General features: G+C 48.1%; 13 protein-coding genes. All 13 read right to left on the reverse strand.

Annotated elements, in window-relative coordinates; genetic code table 11:
- Positions 1-47: 47 nt before the first annotated feature.
- Positions 48-1,346 (reverse strand): 2-oxoglutarate dehydrogenase complex dihydrolipoyllysine-residue succinyltransferase, encoded by a 1,299-nt coding sequence (gene odhB / locus EDC33_RS01480; protein ID WP_040104766.1) that lies wholly within the window; start codon positions 1,344-1,346, stop codon positions 48-50.
- Entirely contained in the window at positions 1,346-4,132 is a 2,787-nt protein-coding gene (locus tag EDC33_RS01485; protein ID WP_124009970.1) for a 2-oxoglutarate dehydrogenase E1 component, read from the reverse strand. The genes odhB and EDC33_RS01485 overlap by 1 nt, the downstream gene beginning before the upstream one ends.
- A gap of 100 nt (positions 4,133-4,232) precedes the next feature.
- A complete protein-coding gene (locus tag EDC33_RS01490; RefSeq protein WP_124009971.1) occupies positions 4,233-5,618 on the reverse strand; it encodes a HAMP domain-containing sensor histidine kinase in 1,386 nt (461 codons plus the stop codon).
- Positions 5,615-6,289, reverse strand: a complete 675-nt coding sequence (locus EDC33_RS01495; protein WP_094905505.1) for a response regulator transcription factor — start codon at positions 6,287-6,289, stop codon at positions 5,615-5,617. The genes EDC33_RS01490 and EDC33_RS01495 overlap by 4 nt, the downstream gene beginning before the upstream one ends.
- Positions 6,290-6,586: 297 nt before the next feature.
- Positions 6,587-7,192 (reverse strand): phosphatase PAP2 family protein, encoded by a 606-nt coding sequence (locus EDC33_RS01500; RefSeq protein ID WP_094905506.1) that lies wholly within the window; start codon positions 7,190-7,192, stop codon positions 6,587-6,589.
- On the reverse strand, positions 7,189-8,268 hold the full coding sequence (locus EDC33_RS01505; protein ID WP_094905507.1) for an undecaprenyldiphospho-muramoylpentapeptide beta-N-acetylglucosaminyltransferase: 1,080 nt from the start codon (positions 8,266-8,268) through the stop codon (positions 7,189-7,191). The genes EDC33_RS01500 and EDC33_RS01505 overlap by 4 nt, the downstream gene beginning before the upstream one ends.
- Positions 8,269-8,366: 98 nt before the next feature.
- Positions 8,367-10,007, reverse strand: a complete 1,641-nt coding sequence (locus EDC33_RS01510; RefSeq protein WP_094905508.1) for a S41 family peptidase — start codon at positions 10,005-10,007, stop codon at positions 8,367-8,369.
- A 101-nt stretch (positions 10,008-10,108) separates the two neighbouring features.
- Positions 10,109-10,828, reverse strand: coding sequence for a purine-nucleoside phosphorylase (gene deoD / locus EDC33_RS01515; protein WP_040104759.1), 720 nt, complete (start codon positions 10,826-10,828; stop codon positions 10,109-10,111).
- Between the two features lie 36 nt (positions 10,829-10,864).
- Positions 10,865-11,086, reverse strand: a complete 222-nt coding sequence (locus EDC33_RS01520; RefSeq protein WP_094905510.1) for a YozE family protein — start codon at positions 11,084-11,086, stop codon at positions 10,865-10,867.
- Positions 11,086-11,586: a PTS sugar transporter subunit IIA gene (locus tag EDC33_RS01525; RefSeq protein WP_094905511.1), complete on the reverse strand. Its 501-nt coding sequence runs from the start codon at positions 11,584-11,586 to the stop codon at positions 11,086-11,088. The genes EDC33_RS01520 and EDC33_RS01525 overlap by 1 nt, the downstream gene beginning before the upstream one ends.
- Positions 11,587-11,622: 36 nt before the next feature.
- Positions 11,623-12,048: a peptide-methionine (R)-S-oxide reductase MsrB gene (msrB, locus tag EDC33_RS01530; protein WP_094905512.1), complete on the reverse strand. Its 426-nt coding sequence runs from the start codon at positions 12,046-12,048 to the stop codon at positions 11,623-11,625.
- Positions 12,049-12,570, reverse strand: coding sequence for a peptide-methionine (S)-S-oxide reductase MsrA (gene msrA, locus EDC33_RS01535; protein WP_094905513.1), 522 nt, complete (start codon positions 12,568-12,570; stop codon positions 12,049-12,051).
- Positions 12,571-12,586: 16 nt separating this feature from the next.
- Positions 12,587-13,132 (reverse strand): DUF2140 family protein, encoded by a 546-nt coding sequence (locus EDC33_RS01540; protein WP_094905514.1) that lies wholly within the window; start codon positions 13,130-13,132, stop codon positions 12,587-12,589.
- Positions 13,133-13,146: the final 14 nt, after the last annotated feature.

Below are 13,146 nucleotides of genomic sequence, written 5' to 3' on the forward strand. Positions count from 1 at the left end.
ACATAAAAATGACAGGCATCCCACGGGAGCCTGTCATGATCCTTCAATTAACCTTCCAGCAGGAGGTCTTCCGGATTTTCAATCAGATCTTTGATCGTTTTGAGGAATCCGACTGCCTCTTTGCCATCGATGACCCTGTGGTCATAGCTGAGTGCAATGTACATCATCGGACGATTTTCCATTTTCTCATCATCTATAGCTACAGGACGTTTCTGGATGGTGTGCATACCGAGGATGGCCGCCTGTGTACCATTGATGATTGGTGTGGACATCAGTGAACCGAAGACCCCACCGTTTGTGATTGTGAATGACCCGCCTGTCATATCATCAAGGCCGAGCTTCTTATTCTGGGCTTTCTTGGCCATATCGACGATATCGCTCTCGATTTCTGCGAAAGTCTTGCGGTCGCAGTCCCTGACTACAGGAACGACAAGGCCTTCATCTGTGGATACCGCAACACCGATATCGTAGAACTGCTTCATTACGAGGTCTTCCCCATCGATTTCAGCATTGACGGCCGGGTATTTTCTGAGGGCTGCCACTGAAGCTTTTGTAAAGAATGACATGAACCCGAGGCGTGTGCCGTCATGACGTTCCTGGAATTCATCCTTTTTGCGCTTCCTGAGCTCCATGAGGTTGGTCATATCCACTTCGTTGAATGTTGTGAGCATTGCTGTACTTTGGGATACTTCAAGCAGACGTTTGGCAATCGTCTGTCTTCTGCGGGACATCTTTTCCCTGACGACCGGCTTTTCAGGTTTTCCTGATGCCTGCTTCTGCGGCTGCTCCTCTTTTTTAGGCGCTTCAGATTTTTCAGGCTGTTTGCCATGATTGTCGACATCCTGGCTTCTGACGAGGCCGCGTGGATCGGAGGCGTTGATGTCGCTCAGGTCAATGCCCTTCTCACGCGCCATGCGTCTTGCTGATGGCGTCGCAACAATGCGTTCGCTGTCGTCTGAAGATTCTTCTTCATCGGATTCTTTGGAATCGTCCTTTGGAGCTTCCTCTTTTTTCTCTTCCTTATCTGAGCTCTTTTCGGATTCCTTGGATTCCCCTTCTTCCTCTTTGGAAGTATCCTCGGACTTCTCTTCAGAGGATCCGCCAGCTTCCCCATTATCTTCGACGATGGCGATGACCTGGCCGACTTCAACAGTGTCCCCTTCTTCAGCTTTGAGCTCGGTGATGACACCGGCTTCTTCACTGATCACTTCTACATTCACTTTATCGGTTTCAAGTTCGAGAATGTTTTCACCCTTCTCGACACGATCACCTTTCTGCTTAAGCCAGCTTGCGATCGTTCCTTCTGTAATTGATTCAGCCAGTTCCGGCACTTTAACTTCAGCCATTATTCTACCTCCTGTGATTTTAGAGCAGTTTCAATAATATTTTGTTGTATCAGTTTGTAGGATTCCCCATCACCTTCTGCAGTAGAGGCGCGTTTGATCCTGCCTACATAGTTCAAGTCCACCTTGTCGGGGACGATTTCAAGAAGGAAAGGCAGTGCATAGTGATAAGTACCCATATTTTGCGGTTCCTCCTGAACGAATCTCACTTCATCAAGGTTTCTGAGGTCATTTAAGATCTCCTGGATCTGTTCGGATGGGAAAGGATAGATCTGTTCCAGCCTGATGAGGAGGATTTCGTCGTTCGGATTCTCCTTCTGCTCGGTCATGAGATCCACGGCCATCTTACCGCTCGCAATAAGCACCTTCTTGACCTTCGTCTTCTTGTATGAAGGGACGATGATCTCCCTGAAGCCGCCTTCTACAAAAGCACTTACCGGTTCGCTCACGATCTGGTTGCGGAGCAGGCTCTTCGGAGTCATGAGGACCAGAGGCCTCATCTTTTCAGTGTCCAGGTATTTTGCCTGTTTCCTCAGCAGGTGGAAGTAGTTCGATGCACTGGACAGGTTGGCCACGGTCATATTATTCTCTGCAGCAAGCTGGAGATAACGTTCCAGTCGTGCTGAGGAGTGCTCTGCCCCCTGGCCTTCCTGGGCATGAGGCAGGAAGAGCGTCATGCCGCTGGTTTCGCCCCACTTGGCATTGCCGGCAGCCATGAAGTTGTCGAACATGACTTGTGCCATATTGGAGAAGTCCCCATACTGTGCTTCCCAGATTGCGAGGACATCCTTGCGTTCCACATTGTATCCATAATCGAATCCGACGACGGCTGCTTCTGAAAGCGGTGAGTTATGGACATCGAAGGTGGCATTTGAATTGCTCACCTCATGAAGTGGCACATGCTCCTCCCCTGTTTCAGGGTCATGCAGGACTGCATGACGCTGGGCGAATGTTCCACGTTCGGAATCCTGTCCGGTCAATCTGATCGGTGTACCATCCTGGTTGATCGTTGCAAATGCAAGCACTTCTGCATGTGCCCAGTCCACAAGATCTTCCTCATTGTCAAATGGCTTCTTCCTGCGGTCAAGAACGTTGGACAGCTTTTTGAAGACAGTGAAGGATTCCGGATATTTGAATAGATCCTCATTGATCTCCTGGAGACGTTCACGGGAAATTTCATCGGCAGGATTTTCCTGGCCTTCGAGAATTTCCTCAGGTGTCTGAAGGTCTCCATCAATGTTCGTATCCTTCTTGTCGATCTTATCATGCGCCGCCCTCATTTCATCGAAGACGCCCTGGATGATTTCATCCTTTTCGTCCTCGGAAATGATATTCTGTTCGACAAGCTGGGCACCATAGATCTCGTCGATCGTATCGTGGGATTTCACCTCCTGGTAAAGGAGCGGATTGGTTGCAGAAGGTTCGTCCATTTCATTATGTCCGTATCTCCTGTAGCCCACTACATCGATGACGATGTCCTTGTTGAACTTCTGACGGTACTTGAGCGCGATCTCTATGGAACGCAGTACATGCTCAGGCTTATCAGCATTGACATGCAGTATCGGCAAGTCGAACCCTAAAGCGGCATCTGAGGCGTATACTGTAGATCTGGCATCCGTCTCCTCTGTCGTGAAACCGATGCGGTTGTTGGCGATGATGTGCATCGACCCGCCAGTGCTGTAGCCATCCAGCTTGCCGAGGTTCAGGGATTCATAGACGATGCCCTGTCCAGGGAATGCGGCATCCCCGTGTATGATGGCGGCGATCGCCTTATTATAGTCCTGTTCAGGCTTGCCGGCATGGTCGGTGGTTTCCTGCTGTGCCCGTGCTTTTCCAAGCACGACAGGGCCCACTACTTCCAGATGGCTCGGGTTGTTGGCAAGGCTGATGCGCTGCTCAAGTCCTTTGTCTTTTCTCGTCTTGGCCCCACCCAGGTGGTATTTGACATCTTTCATCCAACCCTGTGTAATCTCGAGGGAGCCATCTTCCGGAAGGAACTTCATCGGATCAGTATGCATGAATTCACTGATCATCATTTCATAAGGCTTCTCCAGAATATGGGTCAATACATTCAGACGGCCGCGGTGCGCCATCCCGATCTGGAGGTTTGGAATGCCCTCCTCAGCCATGAGACCGAGCAGATGATCGAGCATCGGCACGAGTGAATCGAGCCCTTCGATTGAAAAGCGTTTGGCACCGACGAAATTCTTATGAAGGTATTTTTCAAAGCCTTCAACCTTCGCCAATGTTTCAAACAGGTGTTTCTTTTCATCTGAAGAAAGTGAAATTTCTTCCTGTGTTTCGATGGTTTCCTTCAGCCATTGGCGCTCTTCCGTATCGTTGATATGCATATACTCATACGCAAGCGGGCCAGTGTACAGTGAATGGAGTTGGGTTACAGCTTCATAGGCATTGTCATAGTAGTCGCCGAGATGCACGCTCACAAGCGACGCAGGCATATTCTTAAGGTCGTCCTCAGTGAGGTCGTAGTCTTCGTAGTCCAGACTCGGAATGTTTTTGACATCCGGCCGGTAGAGCGGATAGATGTCTGATTCCAAGTGCCCGAAGAGCCTGATGTTGTCGATCAGCCGCAATAGGCTTTTCACTTTACTATGATCCATATCCGATTGGACAGTGCCTGGCTGACCAGAACTGATGTTTTCAAACAGGAAGCGCATTTCATCACTTACACTGTCCGGATCGTCTTGATACATGTCATGAAGCTCGAGAAGCAACCCCATATTGGCACCGAAACGTACCGGGGCGCTCTCAAGTTCTCTCTCTTGCATTTTGCCACCCTCTTTAGAATCTTTTTAACTTATACAGTTCCATTCTAGCACTATGGTATACCGTTTTAAAGCCAATAATGCCTGTTATTACAACATTTATCTAATTTTCAAGAGGGAAACGGATGGTCACTTTTGTAAAATGCCCCTCTTCGCTTTCCATCCATACTTTCCCCTTATAGTTATCGATAAGTTTTCTTGCTATGGAGAGTCCGAGACCATTTCCTCCAAGCTCCCTGCTCCTCGATTTATCCACCCTGTAGAACCGGTCGAATATGGCCTCGATTTCATCTTCCGGTATGCCGATGCCGTGATCTGTGATGGCGATATCGAAATGCCCGTCCTTCTTCTCGGTGGTGACGATGATGTGTTTGCGTTCATGGTCATATTTGAGGGCATTATCAAGGAATATGACCAGTATCTGTTCAAGGTGGTAGGGATTGATGTGGAACTTTATGGGCTGTTCATCGAGGTCAAGTGTGAAAGTATAGTCGGGATGCAGTTTCCTGAGCGCATCAACCCTGCTCTTTATTTCTTCATTGATTTCTGCTTCTTCAGTCACTTCTGCAGTTTTTCCATCATTTTTGGTGAGCAGCAGCAGTTCTTCGACCAGCTTGTTGATCCGTTGGAGCTCATCGATGGATATCTTCAATGATTCATCGAGCACTTCAGGCTTGTGCCTCCCCCATCGGCTGATCAGCTTGAGGTGCCCCTGGATGATCTGGAGCGGCGTCCTCAGTTCGTGGGATGCATCTTCAACAAACTGCTTCTGCTGATTGTATGAACGCTCCAGCGAATCCATCATATGGTTGAAGGAGTCGACCATATAGTCCGTCTCTTCAGTATTCGTCTCTATCTGGAGACGTTCCGAGAATCCTTCCGACTCTATCCGCCTCAACTGATATGCTATGTTCCTGAACTGATATGCTATGTTCCTGATGGGTTTCACCATCTGCGTTGAAAAGAAATAGCTGACGATTGAAGTGAACAGTATCGACAGGAATCCGACGATGATGGCAATGAACACCATCATTCTGATGACGGAATTATAGTAGTCGAGGGGATGGACGACAGTAATGTAGCCATCCCAGTATTGCGAATCCAGTTCTACGCGGCCTTCAAGAAAGCTGCCATCGTCATTGTTCATGGCGGATATCTCCCTGTCATGGACAGGCTCGAAGCTGCTGTCAAGATCCATTGGGATGCCGGTCGTGGCACTGAATACTTCTTCACCGCTCTGGGTGTAGAGGATCATCTTCTGCCTGTCATACAGGCTGGAATAGATTTCATTCTGGCTGATCGTATTGATCGGCTGCGATTCATACAGGCTCTCCAATTCTTCAAGGCTTCTGTCTACTGAACGGTATTCCTGGTCCTTCAGATACATGCTGGTGAAGTAGATGAGCAGCGAACTGAATATCAGGTACGTGACGGAGATGATCAGCGTCGAAAGGCGCAGCCACCTGTATTTCAGGGATTGTTTGTTCATGGTCGGATCACGTACCCTACACCCCTTACGGTTTCTATCAGTTTGTGCTTGTCGAAAGGTTTGAGTTTGTTGCGGAGGTATCTGATATACACATCGACCACATTCGTCTCCACTTCACTGTCATATCCCCATACATGGTCCAGGATGGTCTCACGTTGCAGGACGACACCGGCATTCTTCATCAGGAGGTGGAGGAGTTCATACTCAGTCTTGGTCAAGTCGAGCTCCTTGTCGTCCAGAGTGACATGGTAGGCGGATGTATCCATCGTTATGCCATGGAGTTCCAGTATTTCCCGTTTGTCTTCCTGTGAACTGGAACGCCTCATGATGACGCGTATCCTAGCGAGCAGCTCCTCTATTTCGAAGGGCTTCACAATGTAGTCATCAGCGCCATAGTCCAGCCCGATCACCTTATCATAGGTTTCCCCTTTGGCTGTAATGATGATGATTGGTGTGTCCTTCTCCTTCCTCAGCCGGCGGCAGACTTCCAGTCCGTTCAATTTCGGAAGCATCAGATCGAGCAATATGCAGTCGAAATCATGATCGAGTGCCTTTTTCAACCCCTCCTCCCCATCAGCAGAAAGGGTTACGTGATACCCTTCATGGACCAGTTCCAGTTCTATGAATCGTGCGAGGTTCAGTTCATCTTCAACTACTAGAATATTTTTCATCATTATCTTCCTATCATCTGTTTTTCCCCATCATAACATCAAGGGATGGCAGGACAGCAGGAATGTATGGCTGCTCCTGCAATTCAGCTGCCATGAGTATCATGGGATGGATGCACAATCTGTCCTCCAAGACATTATATTGGAAACATAAAAGAAATGGCAACGCCCCGCGGGACGCTGCCATGTGTTTATGGATATATAAACTTGTCTTGAAAATGATCTGTTAAATAAGGGGGGCTTATTCATTCTCATTGATAATCATTTTCAATTACATTTTATATAGGCAATGGTAATCTGTCAAGTTTTTTTATGCAGAATGAAACTTGTAGCGATGACGACAGCTATACCGGCTACAATTCCAGCAATTACATCCGTGGGATAATGGACGCCAAGGTAGACTCTTGAAGAAGAAATCATCAGTATGAAGAATGCACATAATCCATACAGTATGCTTTTATTATTCAGACCGCTGTTCTTGATCAGCGTCATGAGGGAGCCAAAGAAGATTGTCGATCCCATCGCATGCCCACTTGGAAAACTGAATCCTGTGATATCGATGAGTCTCAGCATGGAGGGTCTTTCCCTGTCGAATGAATTTTTCATGACTGGTATGAGTATGCTGCTTGCGAGCATGGAGATGATCATGAAAAGGGTCTCGAACTTCAGCCTGTAGAGCATCAATATCGTAATCATTATCAATGAAAGGATGACCATCGACAGGACTTCACCGACCTGTGTGAAACCGAGCATCAAAGCTGTTGTAATGAAGCTTTCGGAAGCATAGATGAACTCATAGACTTCAGTATCGATCCAATGTCCGATACGGGACTCATGGAAATAGGCGATGACGCCAAAAATGAGCGTGAAAACCAGAAAGAGCGAAAGTTTCTTCATTCGGGTCATCGCTGCGCCTCCCCATCGAGCAGGAGATTAACAAGTGATTCCGGCCTGAAGCCACCTTCAAACTTCTTCATGCATTCCACGATGGCATCCTTTTTGCCTTCGATGCGGTCCAGGGTGGTCTGGAATGTTTCAAGATCCAGTTCTTCGTCCTGAATGACTTCAGCATAGCCCTTTTCCTTGAAGTACTCGGCGTTTTCAACCTGATCTCCCCTGCTCTGAGAGAGCGGCAGCGGGATGAGTATCATCGGCTTTTCATTCAGCAGGAACTCATAGATGGCATTCGAACCACTTCTTCCGACGGCAATATCCGAAATCCTCAGAAGGTGCGGCAGCTCCTTCTTCACGAATTCGAACTGTCTGTAGTTCGGGTTGTCGAGCCCCTCCTGGTAATTGCCCCGTCCACATAGGTGGATGATCTGCCATTCCTTCGTCAGGGCATCGAGGTTCTCCCTTACGAAGGTGTTGATTGAACGGGCACCGAGGGAGCCTCCCATCACGATCATGACGGGCTTTTCTTCAGTGAATCCGGTGAGTTCATATCCGATATCCCTGTAGCCCCTTTTGAGTTCATCCCGTATCACTGGGCCCAGATACTCGGATTTTCCTTTCGGAACATACTCCAGGGTCTTCTTGAAAGTGACATAGATTTTAGTGGCGAATTTTCCAGCTATACGGTTGGCCAGGCCCGGAGTGATGTCGGACTCATGTATATATACTGGAATTCCAAGAGATTTGGCTGCCAACACAACCGGTACACTGACGAAACCGCCTTTTGAAAATACGAATTCGACCTGTTCCTTCTTCAATACTTTACGGGCATCCCCGACACCCCTCATGACTTTGAATACATCCTTGAAGTTCTCGGCAGAAATGTAGCGTCTCAGCTTTCCGCTTGAAATATTGTAGTATTTGATGGATGTTGCACCGATTATTTCCTTTTCAATTCCCTTTTTCGAACCAATATAGACAGGTTCAACACCCTTATTTATAAAGCAGGGTATAAGCAGTTTGTTAAGCATTACGTGTCCGACGGTGCCTCCACCGGTGAGGACAACTTTTCTCTTTTTCGCTTCCATACTTTCCTCCAAAACTCTTTTATGCTAATTACTTTAAACCATTTTTACTGCGGATACAATATAAAGCCGTATAAACACTGTGTTCATACGGCTTTACATTATTCTTCTGTAGATTCTTCTTCAGGAGATGCTTCGTCTACAGGTTCTTCTGTGGATTCCTCTTCCTGTTCTTCATCCTGTCCTTCGGAAGGCTCACCTTCTTCTGTTTCCTCTTCAGGCAATTCTATTTCAAGGTGCTGTGCCCTGCTTTCAGCATACTCCTCAATTTCTTCTTCAGTGTATTCCCCATTGATGTAGTCGACGAGATATTCGAGCTGGGCATCATTCTCATTGATGTACTCCCTCAGTTCACTCATGAGGATGGTGGAAGTTTCACCTGTCACATTCCCGGTCATTTCAAGACCATTGTCGGACTGGAAGTCACCGACCGCTGTCGTAAGATCAGGGCCGAAATCTTCATCGAAGTCTTCAATTTCGTAGCCGAGGGTATCGAGAGCAACTTTGATCGACGGCACCGTCTCATTGGCAATGCCCTCTGTGTACACTTCATCCGGGCTGAGCATATCGACCCTGTAATAATCGGGGTTGACGAGTTTAATGTCCGGTGTGATGCCTTCCCCATGTATCCAATGGCCGTTTGGTGTCAGCCATTTGGTGTTCGTATATTTCAGAAGGGAGTCGTCACCGAATTCCACTGTCTGCTGGACGACACCTTTGCCGAATGATTGCGTACCAGCGATGGTGGCGCCGGTGAGGTCGTCCATGGCGCCCGCAAAGACTTCTGAAGCGCTCGCCGATCCTTCATTGATCAGGATGTAGACGGTGAAGTCCTCCGTATTCGGGTTTGCTTCCCCGCTTGTCGCTATTTCATTGCGTTCGCCATTATTATCTTCAAGGGACAGCACGGTCTGGCCCTCATCGATGAACTGGTTGATCATGTTGACCGCCTCATCCAGCAGGCCGCCAGGATTGTATCTGAAGTCGATGATGACGTCCTCGACGTCGTCTTCAGCAGCTTCATTCAGTTTGCTTTCAAATTCTTCGGTCGTCCCTCTCTGGAAGCGATTGACACTGATGTGTCCGACGCCATCGACTTCTTCATACGTCACACTGTCGATATGGATCGTATCCCTTGTGATCGTTATGTCGATCGGATCGCCTTCCCCTCTTACGATGGTGAGCACGACGTCCGTCCCCTTTTCACCACGTATGAGCTGCACAGCCTCCTGGGTCGTCCATCCTTCAATGGACTCGCCGTCGACCGCAATGATCTCATCGCCAGGTTCGATGCCCGCCTCTTCTGCCGGCGAGCCGCGCATCGGTGAAGTCACGATGATGCGATTGCCTTCCTGCATCACTTCTGCTCCGATGCCTTCGAAATTTCCTGTGACCGTTTCCTGGAATGCTTCCGTCTCTTCGTTGTTCATGTATTCACTATACGGGTCATCCAATCCTTCGACCATGCCCTGGATGGAGGATTCAATCAGGGCATCCCGGTCCACATCTTCATAGTATTCGGAGTTGATCGTGTCATATACATTGTACAGTTTGGAAAATTCGCTTCTCGTATCGGTCCCCACATTGACGGCCTTTTCATTCCCGGCTTCCAGACTGAGCGCAGTAATGACCGCCGTTGCTATGACCGAAGTCAGCAGGATGATGATGAACCAGAAAAGTTTTATGTTGATCCGGCGTCCGCCCGGATTCTTCGTCTCATGACGCTCATGTTCTTCGTTCAAAACTTACACCTAATTTCTACTTGAATAATTAAGTTTTAGTTTACCAGTTTAAGTATGAAAGTTAAAGAAAAAGAACAGTGCATGGCACTGTTCCTGGCTCCCTATTGATTTTCTTCGATGAATGGCAGGCTGGCATCCAATGCGACTTCAATCATCTCATTGAATGTCGTCTGGCGCTCCTCGCTCGATGTCGCTTCACCTGTCAGCACATGGTCGGATACCGTCAAGATGGAGAGCGCCCTTGCATCGAACTTCTTGCTGATGGTGAACAGCGCACTCGATTCCATCTCGAGGGCAAGCACACCATATTGGGCGAGCTGCTCGATGTTGCCATTTTCATCATAGAATGAATCCGCTGTGAAGACGTTGCCCACTTGGACGTTCAGGCCCTTCTTCTTCGCTTCATTATAGCTTGAAAGCAGCAGTTCGAAGTCGGAAGTCGGAGCATATTCGATATTTTTGAAAAGCTTCCTGTTCTGATAGGAGTCGCTTGAGGCACTCTGTGCAAGGATGACATCCCTTACTTTGACGTCCTTCTGGATTGCGCCGCATGTACCGACCCTGATCAGGTTTTTGACCCCATATTCATCCATGAGTTCGTGGATGTATATGGAGATTGACGGTACACCCATTCCCGTACCCTGTACGGAAATACGTTTTCCTTTGTAGTACCCGGTGAAGCCGAGCATATTACGCACTTCGTTGTAGCAGACGACGTCGTCCAGGAAGTTTTCTGCAATATACTTCGCTCTCAGCGGATCGCCCGGCAGCAGGATCGTGTCCGCAATGTCACCTTTTTTTGCATTGATGTGAATACTCATGGTTAAAATTCTCCTTTGGTAGTATTGCGGCTGCAGCTAATGCTCCAGCCAGTTGCGATAGTCTTCAAAAGCTGTGTCATAATGCGAAAGCGGCATGTCCTCGTAGGGGTTCCTCTCCAGGTAGTCTGATATTTCAAGATAGTCGTCGGAATACTTCGGGAACATGGCATCACCCGCAATATGTTCGGCCAGTCGGCCGATGGGAGAAGCTTCCCCTCTTCGTGTTCTGATATATTGATAGAAGGAATAGTTCTTCATTACTTGATGGATGCGCTCGCAACGACAGTGTCCGCCCGATCCAGGTCCGTAACTTCCTTAAGGTCGAACGAGTCAAGAACATCACTGTTTGTGATGATGACCGGGGAGATTGTACTGTTCGCTTCCGATTTTACTAGATCCATGTCGAAAGTGACAAGCTTGTCACCCTTCTCGACCTTGTCCCCTTCCGATACGTGGCCTTCAAACCCTTTACCTTCCATCGCTACAGTCTCCAGGCCGATGTGTATGAGCACTTCCAGACCGTTATTGGTTTTGATGCCGACAGCATGGTTCGTAGGGAATACCTGCATGACTGTTCCAGCCACCGGTGCTACGACTTCCCCATCCGTCGGATCGACGCCGAACCCTTCGCCCATCATCTTTTCTGCGAAGACCGGGTCGGGAATATCTTCCAATTTAACATACTTTCCATTCAATGGACTCGTGATTTCGATTTCTTTGTCTACATCATTCTTTTTTCCAAATAGATTTTTAAACATTTGAATTCTCTCCTGTCCAAGTAAGTTTTTGAAAGTCTACTCAAAGTACTTCAAATATTCACCATAGCCTTTTTCCTCAAGTTCATCCTTCGGAATGAACTCGAGCGCTGCTGAGTTGATGCAGTAGCGCAGTCCTCCGAGTTCCTGTGGGCCGTCTTCGAATACGTGGCCAAGGTGGCTGTCCGAGGACTCACTCCTGACTTCGGTACGCCGCATGCCGAAAGAATCGTCGAAGTGCTCCGTCACATCTTCCGATATGCTTTTTGCAAAACTCGGCCATCCGCAGTCGGAGGCAAATTTGTCCCGTGAAGTGAACAGGGGTGTTCCCTTGATCTTATCCACATACAGGCCATCCTCATAATGGTTCCAGTATTCATTCTGAAAAGGAGGTTCTGTGCCGTTCTCCTTCATCACCTTGTATTCTTCTGCAGTCAGTTCGCTTTCATTTCTTTCAATAGCCATCTATTCCACTCCCCAATGCTCTTCCAAGAATGATTTTCTGCCTGAGCCCTTGAAGTATGCGTTGTAATGCGCACTGTTCGTCTTGTAGAAGTCCTGGTGCTCCTCTTCCGCCCTGTAGAAATTCTTATAGGGCAGAACCGGAGTCCTGATGGGACCATTGAATATGTTCTGGGCATCAAGAGACTCTATCGTTGCCTCGGCAACACGCTTCTGTTTGTCATCATGATAGAATATCGCAGGCATATACTGCGGGCCCCTGTCGCCAAACTGGCCGCCTGTGTCTGTAGGATCGAAGGTTTTGAAGAATATATCCAGCAGTTTTTCATAGGACATCACATCTTCATCAAAATCAATCTGTACTGCTTCGACATGACCCGTGGTGCCACTCGTCACCTCTTGATATGTCGGGTTCTCCACATGTCCGTTCGAATACCCGGAAACGACGGAGTTGACGCCTTCAAACTGATCGAATGGCTTTACGAGACACCAAAAACATCCGCCTGCCAATGTTGCTATTGCCAAATTGCTCACCTCTTAATTATCTTGTTATAGAAAAATACCACTCATCATTCTCATAATCAATCGAATCGACTCTGACATCCCATTCAAGCTGCTCTGTGAACACTTCCGAATCGATTACAAGGGCACGTTCGTCATCCCTGAAACTGATGCCTTCGGGCAGGTCGCTCTGATCTTTGATCAGGCCATACATCATGTTCTGTGAGAGTGGCAGATCAGAAATGTTGATGTCCACCAGCTCAAACACCACTTCTTCACCAGTGGAGACCGGTTCAAGTTCGACCGAAGTTTCAATCGATAATCCGATTACCTGCCTGACCACATCCAGGGCGATCTGCTCCTCGTCTACGGTGATCGCGAGGCTCTCATCATCGATGGCATCATTGATGATGGATTCCATTGCATCGTTGTTCATCTTTACCTCTATACCCGATTCTTCTGGAGTATAATTATCATTTTCTGCCGAAGGGGCCTGATAATCGCCGCTTAGCGCTGTAGACAGCCATATGACGATAGCTGCGTTCACCAGCAGCAGTCCCATGAAAAGCCATTTCCAAATATTCAAAAGGTCACTCCCCG

This window comes from Salinicoccus roseus (assembly GCF_003814515.1).
In the GTDB taxonomy this organism is placed as follows: Bacteria; Bacillota; Bacilli; order Staphylococcales; family Salinicoccaceae; genus Salinicoccus; species Salinicoccus roseus.